This window comes from Bradyrhizobium sp. 23AC (genome assembly GCF_054863025.1).
In genome coordinates this window covers 156,808-178,347 of sequence record NZ_JAVAYN010000006.1, presented here as the reverse complement: position 1 = coordinate 178,347, position 21,540 = coordinate 156,808, and the positions used below count along the sequence as shown (strand labels likewise).

Sequence of the window (21,540 nt, the reverse complement as noted above, 5' to 3'; positions counted from 1 at the left end):
TAACTCGCTAAAGCGCGACGCGCTTTAGCTAACTGTCTCGACCAGCGCCATGCCTTCGCCGCGCCAGTGTCCGGCTCCCACCACCACAATCTGGGTGGGCGCTCCCTGCATTTCAATCTCGGTGCCCGTGGAATCGTTCGGCGGGAACAGCGCACCGCGCGAGATCGAGAGCGCGGCGAGCGCGATGCCGAGCGGGAATTGCGTCTCCATGGTGTGGCCGAACATCGTGCCGGTCGAACGCACCGGGAAGTCGGCATGGTCCTTCAGGAAGCCGCGCTCTTCGCTTGTCGCGGGCTCCGCACCTGTCGCGCCTGAGATGATCGCGCCCTTGCCTTCGCGCCTTGGCAGCTTGGCCCACAGCTGCTCCAGCGTCGCGGCCATGTCGCCGGGCTGCTTGCGCCGGGCGAGGTCGGCGACCACGCTCGACAGTCTTGCGAACGGCTTTGCGCCGCGCGCTTGCGCATGCGCTTTCGACTCCAGCACCAGGAAGGCGCCGGCAGATCCCAGCGCGAAGCCGGCGTGGTCCTTGCGCGCCCAGACAGGAGCGAACTTGTCCTTGAGGTTGAAATCGCCGAATTCGTAGAGGACGAGCAAGTCCTTGCGCTCGCCATTGTGCGAGCCGCCGACCAGCGCGATGTCGCTCTCGCCCGAGGCGATGCGTGCAAGCGCGATGCGGGCGGCATCGGCGCCGGCGACCTCTTCGCCCATGAAGGTACGCGAGGTGCCGCCAAGTCCGTGCACGATGGCGATGTTGCCGGCGAGCAGGTTGGAGAGCTGCGCCAGGAACAGCGTCGGCCTGAGATCGCTCATCAAGCGCTCGTTGAGGAAGCCGGGCGCGTTCGCCCCCTTGGCCTCGGCCGTCAAGACGCCGGTGTCGACGTTGAGATCGCGCTCGCCGCCGCCTGCGGCCACCACCATGTCGATCTTCGACAGGATGTCCTTGTTGCCCTTGATCCCGGCGGAATCGAGCGCAAGGCCGGCGGCGTAGGTGCCGATGCGCTGCCAGGCTTCCATCTGGCGCTGGTCGCCCTTCTTCGGGATCTGGCTGTCGAAGCTAACAGGCGTCAAGGGATGCACGACGTAGGGCGCAAAGCCCTTCTCGTCGACATTGATGCGCTTCTCGGCAAGCGCGGTCCAGTTGGCGTCCAGGCCCTCGCCGAGCGAGGTCGCGAGTCCAATGCCGGTGATCCAGACTTCGGTCTGGCCGGGCTTCGAAGCAGTGTCAGTCATGGCGATACGGCCTGTTGCGGAAAGCCGACGCGCTCGGCGACTTTCGCCATGTAGCCGCGCATATCCGCATTGGGGAAGGGGATCAGCGTGAAGGTCAGCGCCGAATTCGCGCGCAGCTTGCCGCCGACCCTGATCTTGGCTTCGGTCATGGCATAGCCGGAGCCTTCATGGACGAGGCTCGCCTCGATGCTCATGAGATCGCCGGGGAAGACCGAGCCGCGGACCTTGGCCTCCTTCACGGCGGCAAGGATCGGCATGCGCTCAAACTTGAACACGCCGAGCTGAAGCCAGCCCGAGGCCTGCGCCATCGATTCGATCAGGAGCACGCCGGGCATCAAGGGGTAACCCGGGAAGTGCCCCTCGAAGATGGTGCTCTCCTGCGGGACCTGCGCTTCGACGACGATCGTCTTCTCGTCGACCTTGAGGTCGACGATGCGATCGATCATGTGGAAGTATTCGAGTTGCATGACCGCGCGCTTAGGCGCTCGCGCCCTTGGCCGCAACCAGTTCGTCGATGCGGGCGCACAGATTCTTCAGCACGAAATACTGCTCGGTGGTCGCCTTGCCGTCGTTGACCTCCTGGGTCCACTTTTCCAGCGGGAGCTTGATGCCGAACTGCTTGTCGATCGCAAACGCGATATCAAGGAAATCGAGGCTGTCGATGCCGAGATCGTCAATGGCATGACTATCCGGCGTGATCGTGTCGCGCGGGATGTCGCAGGTTTCAGCGATGATCGTGGCGACCTGATCGAATGTGGAAGACATCACTAAGCCTTTGATATATTGCGGATATTTGTCAGATTGTCCAGAGTGGCACGGTGGGTGGGCATCGCGCCCCTGATGACGCCCTCAAACCCCCCTCTGGCCGGGTCGAAAGCCCGTATATCGGAGCGCCGCCCTGAGTTCAATGGAGGCGGGCAGGCGGTGAGACGGGGCTGGGGATGCCCCGCTGGAGTCCCTTGCCCGCCGGGGCCGGGGCGAGGCGGGCCTAGATATGCGGCGTCGTGATCTTGACGCAGTCGCGACGGCCCATCAGCACACAATCCTGGGTCCGGCGGAGGTCGGCGATGCTCACCGCGAGCCAAATTCCGATTGCGGTCAGCGCGATGGTGAAGGCCAGCGCCGCGATGTTGGCGAGCATGCGATGGCGGAAATCGTCCGGCTCGGCGCGGGGCTTCTCGTAGCGCGACAGGTCGAGCGGTTCGGGGGCGACTCGCAACGGCTGCACGGTGCCGCTGCCGCGGTGGACCGTCGGGGAAGGCGAGGTGCGCGGCCTGAACTGGAGCACCCGGTGCTCGTCGTCAGAGCTTATGGGCCGCTGGGTAGTCATGGGGCGAGGATCACTCCGAAGCAGCGATTTTAGATAGCACACGTGATGAACGTGTTGCAGAAAATCTTCGCAATGCCCGCGTGCATTTGTACGCTCGCACTATTTGTGCATGGACTGTGGGAAGCGACCGAGGAACCGGCCGTCGTGTCGGCGGCAGGGATGCAAGGGTTGCGTTGCAACACAGAGGTAGCAAGGGCCAAGGACTTCACACCTTCGTTCCCTCTTTACATCGGCTTGTGATCTCCGCGTCCTTCCGAACACGTTTTGCCGCCGCATGGCCCATGTCATAGTCGGGGAACCTGAACCGTCAGTTGCATCCATGCGAGGGGCCTTCGACCATGACCACGACCAACGCGCGTGAGCCGAGAGTGCACCCGGTCCCGATCCTGTCGCTCCGGCCGACGCAGATGACGGTCGGCATGCGCGAGGTCAAGGAGAAGCGCAAGCGCTGGCGCGAGCATGACAAGAAGAAGCAGGCCGATCTTCTCGGCAAGCACATGATCCCCGTCGTCTATGGCCCCGACGCGCGGTACTATGTGATCGACCATCATCATCTCGGCCGCGCGCTGCACGACGAAGGCGTCAAGGAGGTGCTGGTGACCATCGTCGGCGACCTCCGCATGGTCGAGCGCGAGGCCTTCTGGGGCGTGATGGACAACAAGCGTTGGGTCTATCCTTACGACGCCAAGGGCGAACGGCGACAGTTCCGCGACCTGCCCAAATCGGTTGCCGATCTCAAGGACGATCCGTTCCGCAGCCTTGCCGGCGAATTGCGCCGCCTGGGCGGATTCGCCAAGGACACCACGCCGTTCTCCGAATTCCTGTGGGCCGACTTCCTGCGCCGAAAGGTCTCGCGCAAGACGGTGGAGGCCGATTTCGACAAGGCGATCGAGAAGGCGATGTCCGCAGCCAAGAGCAAGGACGCGATCTATCTACCCGGCTGGTGCGGTCCGGAGGACGATGATTAGGGGCGTCGGAAATCGCGTGCGGTGATGCTTCACATCAGTCGCGCTGGAAGATCCTGGCGCCGGGATAGGCGCGGCGGGCGTAAGTGACCACCAGCGCGCGGTCCTGGGTGTCCAGGAAGGGCGTTCGGATCTGGCTCGACCCGACGATGAGATGCCACAGGCCATTGAGCTTCTGGATCACGATCTTCATTTGAATAGTCCTTGATGACTCCCATTCCAGCGAATGCTGCTGGTCGCCGCAGTGCTTAGGATCGTGTCCGCGGATGTAGAATTCCCAACACGGCCGCGCTCCGCTGCAAAATACGTCGACCATTGTTAGTTGGTTACGGAATGCGTCCAGATAAGCCGGATCCCATCACAGGCGCTTGAGTGAAATCAATTTCCGCGCCCATGAAACCGTCCTGAAACAGAGCCGTCCCATCTCTATGGGGTAGACGAGCTCACACAGGAGGCGAACATGCGCCGTCTGGCTTTCGTAATTGCGTTGCTCGCGGTCGCTTCGGCGGGAATTTCGGCATCGTTTGCCGCAGTTCACCACGCCAAGTCGTTGACGTTCGCGGAGCGCTTTGCTCCGGCGCTCGAGTTGATGGCGAAGCGTTAGCGGCTGATCACTCCGACGTGGACATCAGGTCGCACCCGCCGACCGGCCGGATGCGGCGATGGCCGGATCAGGCTTGACCTGCCGCAAGTCTGCGTCGCTGTGACCGGTTAGAGTCTGCCTGCATGGTTGCAGAGGCAGCGTTGTGCCCCGACGTCGCGGGCCCGGGCTCCAAGTCATGCAAGACTGGAGGCACGGCCGTGAGCATCATTTTTCGCATCGTTTTTATCGTCGCCGGCGCGGTCACCGCGCTGTTCGTCGCGCGCGATGCCCTGAACTTCACCATCATCCAGACCTTCGTCGCCGTCCTGCTCGTGACAGCCGTCGTGGGGGCTGGAAGTCTCTGGAGCATGCGGCGGAAGACGTGAGCAGGACAGAAAGCGGCGGTTCGGCCGGGCTCAGCGAAACCGAGGCCCGGCTGCGGCTGCAACAGGAAGGTTACAACGAACTGCCACGGCCCGAACGGCGCACGCCGCTGCGCATCGTGCTGGAGGTGTTGCGCGAGCCGATGCTCGCCCTCCTTCTGTGTGGCGGGCTGGTCTACCTGCTGCTCGGCGACCTTCGCGAGGCGCTGCTCCTCCTGGCATTCGGCGCCATCTCCGTCGTGATCACGATCGTGCAGGAAACCCGCACCGAGCGCGTGCTGGAGGCGTTGCGAGAGCTGACCAGTCCGCGAGCGCTCGTGGTCAGGGACGGGGAGCGCCGGCGCATCGCGGGCCGGGACGTCGTTCGCGGCGATCTCCTCGTCCTGGCCGAGGGCGATCGGATTCCGGCGGATGCGGTACTCGTCAGCGCGCGTGATCTGGCGATCGATGAGTCCCTGCTGACCGGAGAATCGGTCCCGGTTCGCAAGCAGGCCGTCAAGACGCCGGTCGCCAAAGCTTCCTTGACTGAAAAGGCCGCCTTGGCTGAGCATCGCCCGGGCGGCGATGACCTGCCTTTCGTGTATTCGGGCTCGCTGGTCGTGCGAGGCGAGGGCCTCGCCGAGGTCGAGGCCACCGGCCCTCGCAGCGAGATCGGGAAGATCGGACTGTCGCTGCATGGCTTGCGGCCGGAGCCGCCGCGGCTGCAGCAGCAGACCGCACGACTCGTACGGCTTTGTTTTCTCGGCGGCGCGGCGATCAGCCTGGCCGCCGTCCTGCTTTACGGAACGTTGCGCGGGGATTGGCTGCAGGCGATGCTCGGAGGCATCGCGATCGGCATGTCCATGCTGCCTGAGGAGTTTGCCGTCGTCCTCACGGTGTTCATGGCCATGGGCGCCTGGCGGATCTCGAAGGCGCGGGTGCTGACGCGGCGCGCGGCCGCGATCGAGGTGCTCGGCTCCGCCACGGTGCTGTGCACCGACAAGACCGGCACGCTGACACAGAACCGGATGTCGGTTGCGGAGCTGAGGCTACGCGACGGGACGAGCGTGCGCCCCGTGTCTTCGCAGCCATCGCCCGTGGGAGCGGAGTTTTTCGACCTGGCGCGTTGCAGTGCTCTGGCGAGCTCGCCCGAACCATTCGATCCGATGGAGAAGGCCCTGCACGCGTTCGCGCAGGCGAGCCTGCCAGAGGATGATGAAACCCCGGGCGCTCGGACCTTGATCCGCACCTACGGCCTGCGCCCCGAGCTGCTGGCGATGACCCAGGTTTGGCAATCGTCCCAGGGAGTGTTCGCCTCGGCCAAAGGTGCTCCCGAAGCGATTGTGCGCCTCTGCAAGTTGGAGGGTGCGGAGCAGGACGCGATGCGGGATGCGGTCGCGGCGATGGCGAAGAACGGTCTTCGCGTGCTCGGCGTGGCCGCCGCGACCTGCGACGGCGAGGTCCTGCCGAGCTCGCAGGAAGGTTTTTCGTTTCGCTTCCTCGGTCTGGTCGGGTTGGCCGATCCGCTTCGTCCGCGCGTCCCCGAGGCGGTGGCCGAATGTCGTTCGGCCGGCATCCGCGTCGTCATGATCACGGGCGACTATCCGGCGACCGCCATGGCGATCGCCGGGCAGGCCGGGCTCGACGTCAACGAGGTCGCGACCGGTGAGCAGATCAAGCTCGCGGACGAGAGCGGGCTGGAGGCCCTCGTCAGGAGCGTGAACGTGTTCGCGCGGGTGCTGCCGGAGCAGAAGCTGCGGATCGTTCAGGCGATGAAGCGCAACGGCGAGATCGTCGCGATGACCGGCGACGGCGTCAACGACGCGCCGTCCCTGAAGGCGGCCCATATTGGGATCGCGATGGGCGGCCGCGGCACCGATGTCGCCCGCGAGGCATCCTCGATCGTCCTGCTCGACGACGATTTCGGCTCCATCGTCGCATCCATCCGGCTGGGGCGCCGGATCTACGACAATCTCCGCAAGGCGATGGCCTTCATTTTCGCCGTCCACGTTCCGATCGCGGGGCTCGCCCCTGCTGCCGCTGATCTTCGGGCTGCCTCTGATTCTCGGACCCGTTCACATCGCGTTTCTGGAGCTGATCATCGACCCGGTCTGCTCGCTCGTGTTCGAAGCCGAGCGGGAGGAGCGCGATGTCATGACGCGCCCGCCGCGGCGCGCCGATGCGGAATTGTTCTCGTGGGCTTTGGTCGGCTGGAGCATCCTTCAAGGCGCGATGGCATTTGCCTTGATCGCCACGATTTTCGTCGTTGCGCTTCGTTCCGGTATTCCACCCGACGAGGCGCGCACGCTGGCTTTCATCGCGCTGGTCGTCTGCGTCGTCGCGCTGGTGCTGGTCAACCGGTCCTTCAGCGCGTCGTTCTTGTCTGCCTTCTTCCGCCCGAACCCGGCATTGCTCTGGATATTCCTGTCGATCGCGCTCGTTCTCGCCGCAGCCCTGTTCTGGTCACCCGCGTCCAGTCTCTTCCGGTTCGGTCCCCTGCACCTCGACGATCTGATGGTCACCCTCGGCGCGGGATTGCTGGTGCTCACGGTGCTCGAACTGCTGAAGCCCATATGGGCACGACGCTTGCGATTCTAGATCGTGACGGCAGGTCGATCGCTCATCGCGGCGCGCGGCGGGAATCGTTCAGCGTCGGGAATTCGTGCAGCCAACGGAAGACGCCTGCGAGATGCTGACGTCGTTTCATTAGAACAGGTCTAGTCTACATAGATTCTACGACGTGAATGTCCGAAAGACTTTGATTGTGCGTTCGGAGTCTTTGCATGGTCGTCCCCGTAAATTCGGGGACTGGGAATGCTGGAATTTGTGTTTGACGCACGCGCAACGAAGCGCGGATGCGTGTCGACGTTGTGCGGTCTTCTCGTGCTTCCTCCGGCCATCGCCTTTGGCGGCAACGCGCAAGCCCAGGGCGTGAGTGGAGCATCGGATCTTCCGCCCGTCGTGGTCGAGCAAGGCCGCGCGAACAAGCGTCAGGTCACGACATCGCGCAGCTCGCGATCTGCGAGTGTCCGACGTGCGCGATCACACGTGGCAGGACAGGCTACCGAGGCCGGTTCTCAGCCGGCCTCCGCTGCGGTGGAACGCGGTACGGATCCGGTGAAGGGGTTTGTGCCCGTCGTCAGCTCGGCTGCGATGAAGTCCGACACACCTATTCTTGAGACACCTCAATCCGTTTCGGTGGTCAGCCGCGATCAGCTCGATGCGCGCTCGGCCACGACGCTTGTCGAAGGATTGCAGTATGTCGCAGGTCTCGCCATCCAGCCGGGCGGCAAAGACCCGCGCTTCGACAACGTCTTCATCCGCGGCTTCGACAACAATGGCTACGGTGCCTATCGCGACGGGCTTCGTGAGGTCGGCGATCCCAACTTCTTGTCGCTGTTCCGCAACGAGCCCTATGGCTTCGAACGCATCGACGTCATCAAGGGACCGAGCTCGGTCATGTACGGGCAGGGCGCGCCGGGCGGCCTCGTCGACGTCATCAGCAAGCGGCCGCCCGAAAAGGCCTTTGGCGAGATCGTCGGCCAGTTCGGCAATTACGACCGCTATCAGGGCGCTTTCGATTTCGGCGGTCCCGCGACCAAGGACGGCACGCTGCTCTATCGGCTGACCGGCGTGTTCAGGGATTCCGATGCGCAGATCGCGAACTTCTCGAATTTCGTGAAGGACAACCGGACCTATATCGCTCCGGCCGTGACCTGGAAGCCGACCAACGATACGACGCTGACCATTCTCGCCGACTACACGCACGATGTGACTGGAAATGCCTTTCCGCTGTCGATGGTCCATGTGACGGGCGGGAAGGTCACCGGCATCACGGCGTTGCCGGTGTTTCTCGGCGACCCCAGCTACAACAAATTCGACCAGGAGCAGGAGCGCGTCGGCTACCAGCTCGAGCACCGCTTCAGCAACAACCTGATCTTCGAATCCAAGGCTCGTTATGGTCACACCGAGCTCGACTATCGGTATCTGACGTTCATCGGAACTCCACTCGATACGACCTCGGTTTTTCCGCGACGTTCGATGCGTATCCAGGAGCAGATCGACACCCTGTCGACCGACAACCACCTGATCAGCAAGTTCAGCACCGGGCCGCTCCAACATACGGTGGTCTCCGGCGTCGACTATCTGACGTTCAACATGACGGACCGGACCTATTTCGGAGCTGCACCGCCGCTGAGCAAGATCAATCCCGTCTATGACCAGGCCATTACGGTTCCGACTGCGCTCACTGCCCCCTCAGCGAACCAGACGATCGACCAAGTCGGCGTCTATGCGCAGGACCAGATGAAGATCCAGAATTGGATCTTCACGTTGGGCGGACGTTACGACGCCTCGGAACAGAACACCTACGCCTTGGCGACCAACAAGACCACCGACACCAAGGACACGGCCTTCACCAAGCGAGGAGCCGTCTCCTACGTGTTCGATTCCGGAGTGGCGCCTTACTACAGCTATTCGGAATCGTTTCTGCCGACGCCGGGCACGGACTTTGCGGGCAGCCCGTTCAAGCCGACGAGGGCGCAGCAGCATGAGATCGGCGTCAAATATCAACCGTCGCGGACTTTGTTGATGACGGTGGCGCTGTATGACTTGACGCGGCAAAACTCGCTCACGAGCGATCCATCGCATCTCGGCTTCTCGGTCCAACTCGGCGAGGTGAATTCGCGCGGCTTCGAGTTCGAGACGCTGGCGCAGATCATGCCCGGGCTGAACCTGGTGGCGACCTACACCAACCAGGATGTGAAGGTGACGCAGAGCACTGGCACCGACCTCGGCAAGGTGCCGACGCTGGTCGCCCGCCAGATGGCGTCGGCCTATCTCGACTACACTATCCAGGGCGGCACATGGGACGGCTGGGGTCTTGGCGGCGGCGTCCGCTACAACGGGCCGACCTTCGCCGATATCACCAATACCATCGTCAACGAGGGCTACGTCGTGTTCGATGCCGGCCTGCATTATCGCCAGCCGAAGGGCGTCAACCTCGCGCTGAACGTAAAGAACATCGCCGACCGCGTCACGCTCGCCTGCACGACGGGCGGCGGTTGCCAGTACACCAGCCCGCGCACCGTCACGGGCACGCTCAGCTATCGCTGGTAGAGATCATGGTTCAGGCACGCACGATCCGGCTATGGTCGCGCATTCACACCTGGACGTCGCTGGCGTGCATGCTGTTCCTGCTGATGCTGTGCGTGACCGGGCTTCCGCTGATCTTCCACGACGAGATCGACGATCTGCTCGAGGATGAGATCGCGGCGCCCGCCATGCCGGAGGGAACGCCGCGTCTCTCGCTCGACCGGATGATCGCTGCGGCCCAAGCGCGCTTTCCGGGGCACTACGTCCTGCTTCTCAATCTCAAGCAGACGGAACCGCTGGTGACGGTCGCGGTGTCTCCGACCGCTGTCCCGGCGCCGGGTAACTTCCATCGTCTAACGTTCGATGCGCGGACGGCCGAAATGCTCGGGGAGGAGGCTCCGCATCAGAGCGTCATGGATTTCGTGTTGCGAATTCACAAGGACATGTTTGCAGGCCTGCCGGGCGAATTGTTTCTCGGCGCGATGGGTCTCGTGTTCGCCGCGTCGATCATCTCCGGCGTGATCGTCTATTGGCCGTTCATGCGCCGGCTTGATTTCGGCACGATCCGACGGCGATCATCGCCTCGCGCCGAATGGCTCGACACCCATAATCTCTTCGGCATCGTCACCGTGACCTGGGCGACGGTGGTGGGTCTCACCGGCATGATCAACACGCTGGCGACGCCGCTGTTCGACCTGTGGCGCGCGCAGTTGATCCCGGTCTTGCTGGCGCCTCATCTAGGCAAGCCCGTGGCTCCGATCCCGTCGGTTCAGACTGCCGTCGAGCTCGTCCGCGCGAGATTTCCGGATCGTCTGGTCACCTCGGTGACGATGCCGACATCGGCACGCTTCGGCAGCCCGCAGCACTTGGTCATCTGGACCAAGGGCGCGACGCCCTTCACGGCGCGCATGCTCCAGCCGATGCTCGTCGACGCCAATGACGGCAAGACGATCGTGGCCCCCGAGGTGCCCTGGTATCTGAAGACGCTTCAGGTCTCGCGCCCGCTGCATTTCGGCGACTATGGCGGGCTTCCGCTGAAGATCATTTGGGCGCTGCTGGACATCATCACGATCATCGTCCTCGTCAGCGGGATCTATCTCTGGATCGCGCGGCGGAAATCATCGGTCCGCCGCAAGCCGCTCGACGCGGGCCGGACCGCGGCAGTCGGCGTCTAGTCCCATGGCCATTCCCTCCCGGAATCAGCCTCGGGTCCACAGAAGCGCATGGGATGTCTTCCGCTGGCCTGTCCTTGTCGGCGTCATCTGCGGCGCAGGGCTCGGCTTTGCGCTCGCCGGAGACGGTGTCTGGGACGCTCTTTCGTGGCTGGCGTTGTCGCTGCCGGTCGTTCTGGCCATCTTCTGCTGGCGTCGCGCGGGTCAACCGCGCTGAGGTCTATGGATGCCGATCGGGCTCTGAAAAATGGCGTGCTTCGATGTCGTGGCCGACGTCACGTCTCTCATCCTTGCCGCCAAGCATCCGATGCAGCCAGCGTTCGACACGGCGGCCGATGGTGAGCAGCACGAAAGCGAAGGCCAGCGCGACTAGAACTATTTTCCATTGCCCGGCGCCGCACGCAATGCCGAGACAGGCGGCGAGGAAGGTGCAGGCCGCGCTGGTCAGGCCGCGCACGCGAAAACGATCGCTCTCGTGGACGATGACGCCGGCTCCGAGAAAGCCGATGCCGGTCAGGATGCCCTGGATCACACGGCTCGTCGCATCGGTGATCTTGCCAGGCTCAGCGAACTGGACCGCGAGCAGCACGACGGCCGCGGTGGAGAGCCCGACGATGCCGAGCGTCTTCAGCCCGATCGGCTTGCCGTGCAGGTCGCGGTTCAGGCCGATCGCGCTACCGGCGAGCGTCGCGGTGCCGAGGCGCAGCAGGATTTCGGGCCAGTCCATCTCGGTCATCTCTTGTCCGTCACTTCTTCGGCACGAAGCCGCTCTTCTTCTGCACCGCGAGAAGACGCGTGCGGATGTCATCGGGCAGCGTATCGAGGGCGGGAGCAGGGAAGCGTTGCGCGGGCTTTGTCATGGGCATGGATTCCGCCTTGCGGCCGGGGACCATAGTCGATGCGGGCGATCGCCTCAACGGACCTCACGCACGCTGTCATCGCCCGGCTTGAACACTTGACCGGGCGATCCAGTATTCCAGAGACGGGAGTGATTGAATCGAGAGGTCACGGAGTACTGGATGCCCCGGTCAAGCCGGGGCATGACAGCGGAATTTGCCGAAGTGTCCGTCCCTTACCGCAGCGGCTTCTTCAACAGCGAGAAGCGGTCCGGATCGAGACCCATCGAGGGCTGCAGCATCGGGGCCTCGACGTTGGAGAGCGTCTTGGCGGGCGGAGCCGAGAACACAGGGTCGTTCGGCACGTCGCGCTGCGAGGTGGCGCCGCGCCAGCGTTCGAGCACGGCGCTGACGAAATGCATGTCGTGGCCGGAGGTGACCGAAGGCACGCTGCTGATGGTGGCCTCGCCGCGAGGCAATTGGTGCGGTGGCACCTCCTTGAAGCGCAACCGGGTCGGCAGCGCGACGCCTTCGCCGAAGGCCAGCACTTCACGCGTGCCGAGCGAAGGCACGAAGGAGAGCAGGTTCGCGGCGGCGTCCGACACCGCGGCGCGCAGCAGCGCCTGGTCGCGCTCGTTGGCAAGACGCATCGTGAACAGCGTATTGCACTGGGAGATGATGGTGGCGTCGAGCTCGGCCGGACGCTGGGTGATGAGACCGAGATAGACGCCGTATTTGCGGCCTTCCTTGGCGATGCGCGACACCGCCTTGCGGGTCGGGCCGAAGCCGATGTTGCGGTCGGCGGAGGCGTAGCGATGCGCTTCCTCGCAGACGAACAGCAGCGGCGAGACGCCGTCGCTCCACAGGCCGAAATCGAAGGCCATGCGGCACAGCACCGAGACGACGGAATCGATGACCTCGGCGGGGAAGCCGGCGAGCTGCATCACCGTCATCGGCTTGCCGTTCGCCGGTAGGCGGAACAGATGGCTGATGACCTCGGCCATGGTGTCGCCGCCGACATTGGCGTTGTCGAACATGAAGGCGTAGCGGGGGTCGTTGCGCACCGCTTCGATGCGCGAGATCAGCTTGTGATAGATGATGCGCGAGGAGCGGTTCTCGAGCTTGCCCATGCGCTCGTCGATCAGCGACATCAGGTCGACCAGGCGGTACGGCACCGGGGTGTCGACGGTGTAGCCGATCTGCTTGGGATCGATGCGCTTGAGGCCGATGCGGTCGGCGTTCTGGTATTGGGTGTACACCCCCTTGGCGAGCGGGATCACCTCGGCCAGGATGTCGAGCTCCTCGGGCACGCCGGCGCGGCCGCCGAACAGCACGTCGACGATTTCCTCGAAATTGAACAGCCAGAACGGCAGCTTCAGGTTTCGCGGGTTGAGCACCAGCGCGCGGTCGCCGAAGCAACGGCCATATTCGTTGTGCACGTCGAGCAGGAAGATGCGCAGGTTCGGACGCGCCTTCAGGATCTCGTTGAGCAGCAGCGACACGCCGGTGGATTTGCCGACGCCGGTCGATCCCAGCACCGCAAAATGCTTGGACAGCATTTCCTCGACATCGACATAGGCGACGACCGAGCGATCCTGCTGGAGGAAGCCGACATTGATCTGGTCCGAGCCGGTCGGCGCGTAGATCGTGCGCAGCTCCTGGCTGGTAATCAGATCGACGGAATCGCCGATGGTCGGATAGTTGGTGACGCCGCGCTGAAATTTCGGCTTGTCGCTGGCGTTGAGGATCTCGCCGAGCAGGTCGACCGAGGCAACCGCGATATAACTGTCGCTGCTCGACAGGTTCTCGCAGGACACCTCGGTGATCATCGCAACGATGACCGAGCTGGCGCTGCGAATACTGACAAAGCGGCCGACGGTCGCCCGAACTTCCGAGATCGGCATCTGGCTTTCTGCCAGCAGCCCGACCCGGGCCAGCGATCCGCGAACCGAAATCACGCGTCCAAAGGATGTCACGATGAATGAACCTGGCAAGAGCAAGGGATTTGCTCGGACTATGCGCGGCCGCGGCTGCACAAACGGTTAAGCGCCAGGCGCGGGCACTTCGTTAAATCCGCGACAATTCGGCCGTGAGGTTTGTTCCGATTGCATACTTACGGGCGGAAACGGCGGAAAATTGGCGCGATTTCAGGCCATTGGAGCCGATAGGCAATTAAGGAACGTTTTACCATCCGGCCAGTCAGTTCCATCGTTCGGGACGTCTTCCTTCGATCGAGGGGTGTATGATTTGTTGACGGGACCTAATCATTTGTACATTAGTACAAATAGGCCGGCGGGCCTTGCGACCGTCTCCGGGCGCTGAGCAGCCTTGCTCCCTGCGATTCGGTCGGCGGATCGCCAGCTGTGCCCTGGAGGAAAGCCATGCAGCCCGAACCGATCCTCGATCTCGCTCATCTCGGCCATATGGAGCTGCTGACACCCAAGCCGGATGAGAGTCTGAAATTCTTCGTCGACGTCATGGGCATGACCGTCAGCGGCCAGAAGGGCGAGTCGGTCTACTTGCGCGGCTGGGACGATTACGAGCGCTATTCGCTCAAGCTCACGGCGTCCAAGACTTCGGGCATGGAGCACATGGCGCTGCGCGCGCGCAGCCAGCAGGCGCTGGAGCGCCGCGTTGCCGCGCTCAAGGGCTCCGGCTTCGACATCGGCTGGATCGACGGCGACATGGGGCAGGGGCCGACCTTCCGCTGCCGCGACCCTGACGGCCACATCGTCGAGCTCTATTACGAGACCGAATGGTATCAGGCGCCGCCCGAGCTGAAGCCGGCGCTGAAGAACCAGGCGCAGCGCTTCCCCGCGCGCGGCGTTAATGTCCGCCGCCTCGATCATCTCAACTGCCTCGCCGTCGACATCAAGGCCAACCGTGAGTTCTTCGAGAATTACCTCGGCTGCCGCCTCACCGAGCAGATCGTGCTCAACGACGGCCGGGAAGCAGCGATGTGGCTGACGATGTCGAACAAGAGCTATGATTTCGCCTATTCGCTCGACCATTCAGGCGTGCCGGGCCGCTTCCACCACGTCACCTACGCGCTCGACAGCCGCGAGGAAATTCTGCGCGCTGCCGACATCTTCCTGGAGAACGGCATCCACATCGAGACCGGCCCGCACAAGCACGCGATCCAGCAGACTTTCTTCCTCTACGTCTACGAGCCCGGCGGCAACCGCGTCGAAGTCGCCAATGCCGGCGCCCGCCTGATCCTCGCGCCGGACTGGAAGCCGATCGTGTGGACCGAGGAGGAGCGCAAGAAGGGCCAGGCGTGGGGGCTGAAGACGATCGAGTCCTTCCACACCCACGGCACGCCGCCGGTGGACGTGAAGAAGCACGCTTAGTGGATTGAATTGCGCACCCGCGCAATCGTCTCGCGCACGCCGGCCCACGCCGGCTTGTCCGGCGCGAACTGGCCGCGCAGGAAGCTGACGAGCTCCTCCACCTGCGCGTCGCTCATGCTGTTCCTGAACGCCGGCATGTAGCCGAGGTCGCTCGACACGGGCTCGGCGATGCCGTGGAGGATCACCTGCACGAGATTGTCCGATGTGGCGCTGTGCAGATTGCTGCTGAGCGCGAGCGAGGGCCGGCTGCCGAACAACGGCAGGCCGCCGACCTCGTGGCAGACGGCGCAGGCGCCCTGATAGAGGCGCGCGCCGGTGGACGAGGCGACGGTAACCTGCGTCGCGCTCTCCAGCTTCGCGGCAAGCAGCCCCGGCGCATCGGCTGCGGTGTCGTTGAACGAGTTGAGATAGACCGCCATGGCGCGGATGTCCTGGTCGGGCAGGGCCTTGAGATCCCTGACAACAGGCGCCATCGGGCCGGCGGCGACGCCGTGATAGCGCGAATGGCCGGTGCGCAAATAGGCGAACAGCTCGTCCTCGCTCCACGGGATCGGGGCGTGAGAGAGCGAGGTCAGCGGTGGCGCTTCCCAGCCTTCGGCGAAGCCACCGGCGAGATAGGCATTGCGCTGCTCGGCGCCGAGCGCGTTGCGCGGCGAGTGGCAGCCGCTGCAATGGCCGAGGCCCTCGACGAGATAGGCGCCGCGATTCCAGGCCTCGGACTTGGTGGGGTCGGGCTTGAATTCCTTTGCCTGGTGGAAGAGCGCATTCCAACCCGCGAGCAGCGGGCGCAGGTTGAACGGGAAGGCGAGCGTGTTCGCCGGCGCCGTCGCGCGCACTGCAGGCTGCGCCATCAGATAGGCATAGAGCGCCTGAAGGTCGGCTTCGCTTGTCTTGGAGAAGTGTGTGTAGGGAAATGCGGGATAGAGCTGCCGGCCGTCGCGATGCAAGCCGTCGCGCATTGCGCGCTCGAAGGCGGGATAGGACCAGGCGCCGATGCCGGTCTCGACGTCGGAGGTGATGTTGGTTGAATAGATCGTGCCGAATGGCGTCTCCAATGCGCGGCCGCCGGCATTGAGTACGCCGCCGATATTGGTGTGGCACTCCGCGCAATTGCCGAGCGCAGCAAGCTGCTCTCCCCGTGCGATCGTCGCGGCGGAATAGACCGATGCGTCGGGCCGCGCGATTGGCGCAATCGCGCGCCCCGGCAGAAGCGCCGCGCCGATGCCGATCGCGGCGGTGCAGACGGCGGCAATCGCAGCCAAGATGCCGGCGCGATTGGCGAAGGGATTCTCCCAGATGCGCGACGGCTGTGGCGCAGCCGGCGCGGGCAGGGCCTGCGGCACGGGCGATGTTTCACCGTGCAATCCCCTCAGGATGCGTTCGGGCGTAAAGGGCGGCTCGCGAAAGCGCACGCCGGTGGCATCGAAGATTGCGTTCGCGATCGCCGCCGCGCTCGGGACTGAAGCGGACTCGCCGACGCCGAGCGGCGGCTGGTCCTGACGCGGCAGCATCAAGACGTCGATCTTGGGCACATCGGGGAAGGGGATGATCGGATAGGCGCCCCATTCGCGCGCCGCGACCGTGCCGCGCTCGAACGAGACTTCTTCCATCAGCGCGCGGCTGGTGGATTGGATGACGTTGCCTTGGATCTGGTGGCGGACGCCGTCCGGATTGATCATCAATCCGGAATCCTGTCCCGCAACCACGCGCGTCACGCTGACATCGCCGGTCGATTTGTTCACCGCGACGTCGGCAATCCAGGCCGACCACGCCGCGCCGTAGCCGGGAAACTTGCTGTGGACGTAGAGCGCATAGGCAAAGCCGCGCCCGTGCACGATCTCGCCGTCCTTCTTTTCGCGCACCGGCCGCGGCGTCCAGCCCGCGCGCTCGGCTACTGCATTGACGAGATCGACGGCGCGCTGGTCCTTGAGGTAGCGCAGGCGGTATTCGATCGGATCGACGCCGGCCTCGGTTGCGGCTTCGTCGATGTAGGATTCGTGCGCAAACGTGTTCGGCAGCGCGGAGACACCGCGGAACCAGGAGGCGCGCACGATCGGCGGCATGTCATGGGCGACGACGCGCATGTGGTCGTAATCGTAGGGCGGGATCGCCGTGCGGTCGCCCATCTGCAGCACGGCAGGCTCGGATGGAATGCGGCCGGTGAGCAGCAGCGCCAGCGTCGGCGCGGCGTTCGAGGGATAACGCGTGGCGAGATCATACGCTGCGATACCGCCGTCCGCATCCAGACCGCCATTGACGTCAATGAGCTGCGCGGTGCCCTTGGGCTCCCAGGCGTGCTCCTGCTCGCGGGTCAGCTGTACGCGGACGGGCCGGCCGACGGCGCGCGACAGCAGCAAGGCGTCGGCAGTGACATCGTCGGCGCAGTTGCGCCCGTAGCAGCCGGCGGCTTCCAGCCGGATCACCTCGACCTCGCTCTCGGGACGCTCGACCAGAAGTGCGAGGTCGCTGCGCAGCACGTGCGGATTTTGCGTGCCCGACCAGACCCGGATGTTGCCGTCCTGAAAATCCGCGACGGCGCAGGACGGGCCGATCGAGGCGTGCATCTGATACGGCCACACGTAAGTGCGCTGCATCGGCTTGGCCGCGCCTGATATCGCCGCATCGACGTCGCCCTTGTCGATCAGCGTGCGCGGCGTCGATGGATTGGCGCGCAGCGCGGTCTCGACGTTGGAAAGATCGGTCAACGCCGGCGTCGGCTTCCAGCTGACTGCAAGCTGCTCGGCCGCACGGATCGCATTTTCCTCACGCTCGGCGACGACACCGACGAAATCGCCGATGCGCACCACGGCGACAAGCCCGGGAATGTCGCGCACCGAGGATTCGTCGACCGCGATCAGGCTGGTGCCGACGAACGGACCGGCATCGACACCGGCATAGGGCGGGCGAACCACGCGGCCGTGCAGCATGCCGGGGACACGGATATCGTGAACGAAGGTCAATTCGCCCGTGGCCTTGGCGGGCAGGTCGACGCGCGGCATCGACTGGCCGACGATGGCATAATCGTCGACCGCCTTGACGGTGACGTCGTCGGCAAGCTCGAGGCTGATCGTCTCGCCGCCGATCAATTCGCCATAGCTGATGCTGCGGTTGTCGCGGCCGCGCACGAGACCGTCCTCGATCCTGAGATCTGCCGCCGGCAGCTCCAGCCGCTCGGCCGCGCGCGCGATCAGGAAGTGGCGTGCCTGCGCCGCGGCCTTGCGCAGGGGTACGGCGGTGATCTGGATGGTCTCGCTCGCGATCGTCGCGCCCTGGTTCGGCACCACCGCAGTGTCGCCGAGCACGACGACGACGCGCGCAAAGGACACGTCCAGCTCCTCGGCGACGATCTGGCCGAGCGCGGTGCGGATGCCGGTGCCGAGATCGACGTGGCCGTTATAGGCGCTGACCGATCCATCCGCGGTGATCCGGATGAAAGTCTCGGATGTGAGTTCGTCCACGGTGCGGGCGACGACGAGCGAGCCGGATTGGCGTTCAGCTCCATCAAGGGCAGGGGAGGCCATCAATCAATGGCCTCGGTGAGCTGGCCGGAAGCGCGCATCACGGCGCGCAGGATTTCGACATGCGTGCCGCAGCGGCAGAGATTGTAACGCAGCGCCGCCAGCGCTTCCTGTTCGGTCGGCCGCGGGTTGATCGCGAGCAGCGCCTTGGTGGTCATGATCATGCCGTTGAGGCAATAGCCGCATTGCGCAGCCTGTTCGTCGATGAAGGCCTGCTGCACCACGTCAGGCTTGTCGCGCGTGCCGAGCCCTTCGAGCGTCACGATGTCGCGGCCGGCGCAGCCACTGATGGGAATCACGCAGGCGCGGGCCGCGGCCCCATCGATCAGGACAGCACAGGTGCCGCATTCGCCGAGGCCGCAACCATATTTCGGTCCGTTGAGCGCGAGGTCGTTGCGCAGGACGTAGAGCAGCGGCGTCTCCGGCGCTGCAGCGACCTCGTAGATCCCCCCGTTTACGGTGAGGCGGATCGGTGTCTGCGTCATCCTCGTTTCCAAGCGCTCGGCCAAGTCATGGCGAAAATCTCCATCGCGACGATACCGTTTGTACACAAACGTGCAAGCCGTGCATGCCGCACTGCAGCGCGACTGCCTTCTTTGTGGACAGAGCGGATAGGCAAATGAGGTTTTATGCAGCAGCCGCATCTTTTGCGCTGCACCGCCGCTTGACAGCCATCCGGGGCGCGCGCACCATCGTTCGTATACGAATGATAACCGCGGTCTCGCTGGCTCTGATATGGTGATGGAAACGACGAGCACTGCTATCGACAAGATCCGCTGCGATGCCTGTCCGGTGATGTGCTACATCAAGCCGGGGGCGGCGGGCGCTTGCGACCGCTACGCCAATCACGACGGCAAGCTCGTCCGCGTCGATCCGCATGTGATCCTGGAGCGCACGGTCTCGCATGGCGGAAAGCTGGTCCCGTTCAGCCGCACCGAAGATTGGGACGGCAAGATCGTCCACGAACCTTCCACCTTTGTGACGGCGATCGGTGCGGGCACGACCTATCCCGACTACAAGCCGGCGCCGTTCATCGTCTCGGCGGAGGTCGACGGCGTCGACATGGTGACTGTGGTCACCGAGGGCATCTTCTCCTATTGCGGCATCAAGGTGAAGATCGACACCGATCGCTATCTCGGGCCGGAGACTGCGACCGTCCGCGCGCAGGGCGAGGCCGTCGGCCACGTCACCACCAGCGAATACGGCTCGCAGATGCTGTCGCTGGGCGGCGTGCATCATCTCACCGGCGGCTCCAAGAAGGAGGGCCGCATCACCTGCGACACGCTGATGGACCTCGCCAATTGCAAGGCGGTCGAGCTCACCATCGACGGCGGCGTGAGCGTCGTGGTCCAGGCCGGCCAGCCGCCGATCGTCAACGGCATGAAAGAAGAGCGCATGCGGGTCGGCTGCGGCTCGGCGACGATCGGCATGTTCGCCAAGCAATGGCACGGCAAGGTCGACGAGGTCGTCGTGGTCGATGACCACATCACCGGCGTGCTAAGTGAGCATCAGGCCGGCAAGCTGCTCGACATCGCCGACACCGGCATCAAGATGAAGGGCCGCCGCTCGACGCCCGGCCGCTATTTCCAGGTCGCCGATCCCGGCACGGGGTGGGGCGGCACCAATATCTCCGATCCGCTCGCGATCCTCGGGCCGTTCGACGCCAAGGAAGCAAAACCGGGTCTCTCGATGCTGATGGTCTCCACGACCGGCGAGCATTCGTCCTACTACGTGCTCGACGAGGGCCTGAAGCCGGTCGAGACCGAGATGCCTGATGATCTGAAATTTTCGGTCGAGCGCATCCAGGAGAATTGCGAGCCGGCGCTATGCACGGTGCTGTTCATGGCGGGGGCCGGCGGCTCGTTGCGCGCCGGTGTCACCGACAATCCGGTGCGGCTGACGCGCTCGGTGAAGGATGCGCTGACGCGCGTCACCAGTGGCGGCGCGCCGGTCTATGTCTGGCCGGGGGGCGGAATCACCTACATGGTCGACGTGACGCAGATGCCGGCGGGCGCGTTCGGCTACGTGCCGACGCCGGCGCTGGTTGCGCCGATCGAGTTCACGATGAAGCTGTCCGACTATGCCGCGCTCGGCGGGCACATGGATTACGTGAAGCCGCTCTCAGAGGTCCAGAACGGCGACGATGTCCGTCAGCTGCCCTGGCAGAACCCGATCCCGGGGCCTCGGGCATGACAAGGCTCCCGCAAATCGCATTGCTGTCTGATGGCCGGCGGCTGCATTTGCAGGATGGACCGATTGATCTGGTCGTTGAGGCGAGGGGGCGCACGGATGATGTGCGTGCAGCCTATGAGGCGGCTGTGCGCCGCTTCACTGGACTGCTCGACGAGCTCTGCGCCGAATTGCCGGAGCTGCGGTCGGCCGCCGGGAAGCGGACTTCGTTGAAGGGCGTGGTGGCGCGCCGGATGCATGCCGCGGTCGCGCCCTATGCCTCCAATTGCTTCATCACGCCGATGGCGGCTGTTGCCGGTAGCGTGGCAGAGGAGATCCTGGGCGCCATGCTCAACGTGGCATCGCTCGATCAAGCTTATGTCAACAATGGTGGCGACATCGCGCTCCATCTCGGCAAAGGCGAGCATTTTTCGGTCGGCCTGATGGACCGCCCCGATCGCGCTGGCGTGATGCGGACGATGAGGGTGGATGCGGATGCCCCCGTGCGGGGCATTGCGACCAGCGGACGCCACGGCCGCAGCTTTTCGCTCGGCATTGCCGACGCCGTGACGGTGCTGGCGGCAACGGCGTCGCAGGCCGATGCGGCTGCCACGGTCATAGCCAACGCCGTCGATCTGCCCGGGCATCCCGCCATCATCCGGACGCCCGCAAACGAGCTTCAGCCCGACAGCGATCTCGGCTCGCGCCTCGTCACCCGCGACGTCGGCGAGTTGTCGCAGGACGAGATCGCGACGGCGCTCGAATCTGGCGCGGAATGTGCACGCCAATTGTTCGATCGCGGATTGATCGAGGGTGCCGTGGTGCGGCTTTGTGGTGATATGCTTGTCATCGGACCTAAGGATATAGAAGAGCAACGAACGCGCCCGCTTGCGCTGGAGAACGCGGTCTGTGCCTGAACAGGGAGGCGAAA

General features: G+C 64.4%; 17 protein-coding genes and 2 pseudogenes. 9 read left to right on the top strand and 10 right to left on the bottom strand.

Annotated features, from left to right (window positions below; translation table 11 throughout):
• Positions 1–24: 24 nt before the first annotated feature.
• From RAD10_RS16745 to RAD10_RS16730, 4 genes are all read right to left on the bottom strand, one after another.
• The gene (locus RAD10_RS16745) at positions 25–1,230 is read right to left on the bottom strand and encodes a beta-ketoacyl-ACP synthase (protein WP_461618385.1); all 1,206 of its coding nucleotides are present in this window, start codon (positions 1,228–1,230) and stop codon (positions 25–27) included.
• Positions 1,227–1,697, bottom strand: a complete 471-nt coding sequence (locus RAD10_RS16740; protein WP_092252447.1) for a 3-hydroxyacyl-ACP dehydratase FabZ family protein — start codon at positions 1,695–1,697, stop codon at positions 1,227–1,229. The genes RAD10_RS16745 and RAD10_RS16740 overlap by 4 nt, the downstream gene beginning before the upstream one ends.
• A 10-nt stretch (positions 1,698–1,707) precedes the next feature.
• Positions 1,708–1,995, bottom strand: a complete 288-nt coding sequence (locus RAD10_RS16735; protein WP_007592476.1) for an acyl carrier protein — start codon at positions 1,993–1,995, stop codon at positions 1,708–1,710.
• Between the two features lie 223 nt (positions 1,996–2,218).
• Positions 2,219–2,560 (bottom strand): hypothetical protein, encoded by a 342-nt coding sequence (locus RAD10_RS16730; protein ID WP_018320952.1) that lies wholly within the window; start codon positions 2,558–2,560, stop codon positions 2,219–2,221.
• A gap of 338 nt (positions 2,561–2,898) precedes the next feature.
• Here RAD10_RS16730 and RAD10_RS16725 point away from each other — a divergent pair, with 338 nt between their 5' ends.
• A complete protein-coding gene (locus RAD10_RS16725) occupies positions 2,899–3,528 on the top strand; it encodes a ParB-like protein (RefSeq protein WP_028145250.1) in 630 nt (209 codons plus the stop codon).
• Positions 3,529–3,562: 34 nt separating this feature from the next.
• On the opposite strand, the gene RAD10_RS16720 is transcribed toward RAD10_RS16725, so the two are convergent.
• Positions 3,563–3,718, bottom strand: coding sequence for a hypothetical protein (locus RAD10_RS16720; protein ID WP_165637160.1), 156 nt, complete (start codon positions 3,716–3,718; stop codon positions 3,563–3,565).
• Positions 3,719–3,985: 267 nt separating this feature from the next.
• On the opposite strand from RAD10_RS16720, the gene RAD10_RS16715 reads away from it, so the two are divergent.
• The 5 genes and pseudogenes from RAD10_RS16715 to RAD10_RS16695 all read left to right on the top strand — a co-directional run bounded on the left by RAD10_RS16715 (position 3,986) and on the right by RAD10_RS16695 (position 10,739).
• Positions 3,986–4,129: a hypothetical protein gene (locus RAD10_RS16715; protein ID WP_162832236.1), complete on the top strand. Its 144-nt coding sequence runs from the start codon at positions 3,986–3,988 to the stop codon at positions 4,127–4,129.
• A 197-nt stretch (positions 4,130–4,326) separates the two neighbouring features.
• Complete coding sequence (locus tag RAD10_RS16710; protein WP_177236920.1) at positions 4,327–4,494, top strand: hypothetical protein; 168 nt, start codon at positions 4,327–4,329, stop codon at positions 4,492–4,494.
• Positions 4,491–7,068: pseudogene (locus RAD10_RS16705) on the top strand (cation-translocating P-type ATPase). Before RAD10_RS16710 ends, RAD10_RS16705 begins: the two are co-directional and overlap by 4 nt.
• A gap of 450 nt (positions 7,069–7,518) precedes the next feature.
• Positions 7,519–9,588 carry a TonB-dependent siderophore receptor gene (locus RAD10_RS16700; RefSeq protein WP_461618384.1) on the top strand — a complete coding sequence of 690 codons (2,070 nt, stop codon included), beginning with the start codon at positions 7,519–7,521 and terminating at the stop codon, positions 9,586–9,588.
• Positions 9,589–9,593: 5 nt separating this feature from the next.
• Entirely contained in the window at positions 9,594–10,739 is a 1,146-nt protein-coding gene (locus RAD10_RS16695) for a PepSY-associated TM helix domain-containing protein (RefSeq protein ID WP_461618383.1), read from the top strand.
• Positions 10,740–10,956: 217 nt separating this feature from the next.
• Here RAD10_RS16695 and RAD10_RS16690 read toward each other — a convergent pair whose 3' ends face one another.
• From RAD10_RS16690 to RAD10_RS16680, 3 genes and pseudogenes are all read right to left on the bottom strand, one after another.
• A complete protein-coding gene (locus RAD10_RS16690) occupies positions 10,957–11,472 on the bottom strand; it encodes an MgtC/SapB family protein (RefSeq protein WP_461618382.1) in 516 nt (171 codons plus the stop codon).
• Positions 11,473–11,491: 19 nt separating this feature from the next.
• Positions 11,492–11,596, bottom strand: a pseudogene (locus RAD10_RS16685) (peroxidase-related enzyme); the annotation flags it as partial.
• Between the two features lie 212 nt (positions 11,597–11,808).
• The gene (locus RAD10_RS16680; protein ID WP_026202466.1) at positions 11,809–13,548 is read right to left on the bottom strand and encodes an ATP-binding protein; all 1,740 of its coding nucleotides are present in this window, start codon (positions 13,546–13,548) and stop codon (positions 11,809–11,811) included.
• Between the two features lie 405 nt (positions 13,549–13,953).
• Between RAD10_RS16680 and RAD10_RS16675 the strand changes: the two genes are divergently transcribed.
• A complete protein-coding gene (locus RAD10_RS16675) occupies positions 13,954–14,922 on the top strand; it encodes a catechol 2,3-dioxygenase (RefSeq protein ID WP_461618381.1) in 969 nt (322 codons plus the stop codon).
• On the opposite strand, the gene RAD10_RS16670 is transcribed toward RAD10_RS16675, so the two are convergent.
• A complete protein-coding gene (locus tag RAD10_RS16670) occupies positions 14,919–18,443 on the bottom strand; it encodes a molybdopterin cofactor-binding domain-containing protein (RefSeq protein WP_461618380.1) in 3,525 nt (1,174 codons plus the stop codon). The genes RAD10_RS16675 and RAD10_RS16670 overlap by 4 nt on opposite strands.
• Positions 18,443–18,925, bottom strand: a complete 483-nt coding sequence (locus tag RAD10_RS16665) for a (2Fe-2S)-binding protein (RefSeq protein ID WP_461618379.1) — start codon at positions 18,923–18,925, stop codon at positions 18,443–18,445. The genes RAD10_RS16670 and RAD10_RS16665 overlap by 1 nt, the downstream gene beginning before the upstream one ends.
• Before the next feature lie 250 nt (positions 18,926–19,175).
• On the opposite strand from RAD10_RS16665, the gene RAD10_RS16660 reads away from it, so the two are divergent.
• Positions 19,176–20,633, top strand: a complete 1,458-nt coding sequence (locus tag RAD10_RS16660; RefSeq protein ID WP_461618378.1) for a 6-hydroxynicotinate reductase — start codon at positions 19,176–19,178, stop codon at positions 20,631–20,633.
• On the top strand, positions 20,630–21,526 hold the full coding sequence (locus RAD10_RS16655) for a UPF0280 family protein (RefSeq protein ID WP_461618377.1): 897 nt from the start codon (positions 20,630–20,632) through the stop codon (positions 21,524–21,526). Before RAD10_RS16660 ends, RAD10_RS16655 begins: the two co-directional genes overlap by 4 nt.
• Positions 21,527–21,540 lie beyond the last annotated feature (14 nt).

What these genes read in the sequence shown, in the direction of transcription:
- RAD10_RS16745 (WP_461618385.1), bottom strand. Translation starts at nt 1,230, where the DNA reads ATGACTGACACTGCTTCGAAGCCCGGCCAGACCGAAGTCTGGATCACC.
- RAD10_RS16740 (WP_092252447.1), bottom strand. Translation starts at nt 1,697, where the DNA reads ATGCAACTCGAATACTTCCACATGATCGATCGCATCGTCGACCTCAAG.
- RAD10_RS16735 (WP_007592476.1), bottom strand. Translation starts at nt 1,995, where the DNA reads ATGTCTTCCACATTCGATCAGGTCGCCACGATCATCGCTGAAACCTGC.
- RAD10_RS16730 (WP_018320952.1), bottom strand. Translation starts at nt 2,560, where the DNA reads ATGACTACCCAGCGGCCCATAAGCTCTGACGACGAGCACCGGGTGCTC.
- RAD10_RS16725 (WP_028145250.1), top strand. Translation starts at nt 2,899, where the DNA reads ATGACCACGACCAACGCGCGTGAGCCGAGAGTGCACCCGGTCCCGATC.
- RAD10_RS16720 (WP_165637160.1), bottom strand. Translation starts at nt 3,718, where the DNA reads ATGAAGATCGTGATCCAGAAGCTCAATGGCCTGTGGCATCTCATCGTC.
- RAD10_RS16715 (WP_162832236.1), top strand. Translation starts at nt 3,986, where the DNA reads ATGCGCCGTCTGGCTTTCGTAATTGCGTTGCTCGCGGTCGCTTCGGCG.
- RAD10_RS16695 (WP_461618383.1), top strand. Translation starts at nt 9,594, where the DNA reads ATGGTTCAGGCACGCACGATCCGGCTATGGTCGCGCATTCACACCTGG.
- RAD10_RS16690 (WP_461618382.1), bottom strand. Translation starts at nt 11,472, where the DNA reads ATGACCGAGATGGACTGGCCCGAAATCCTGCTGCGCCTCGGCACCGCG.
- RAD10_RS16675 (WP_461618381.1), top strand. Translation starts at nt 13,954, where the DNA reads ATGCAGCCCGAACCGATCCTCGATCTCGCTCATCTCGGCCATATGGAG.
- RAD10_RS16670 (WP_461618380.1), bottom strand. Translation starts at nt 18,443, where the DNA reads ATGGCCTCCCCTGCCCTTGATGGAGCTGAACGCCAATCCGGCTCGCTC.
- RAD10_RS16665 (WP_461618379.1), bottom strand. Translation starts at nt 18,925, where the DNA reads ATGACGCAGACACCGATCCGCCTCACCGTAAACGGGGGGATCTACGAG.
- RAD10_RS16660 (WP_461618378.1), top strand. Translation starts at nt 19,176, where the DNA reads ATGGTGATGGAAACGACGAGCACTGCTATCGACAAGATCCGCTGCGAT.
- RAD10_RS16655 (WP_461618377.1), top strand. Translation starts at nt 20,630, where the DNA reads ATGACAAGGCTCCCGCAAATCGCATTGCTGTCTGATGGCCGGCGGCTG.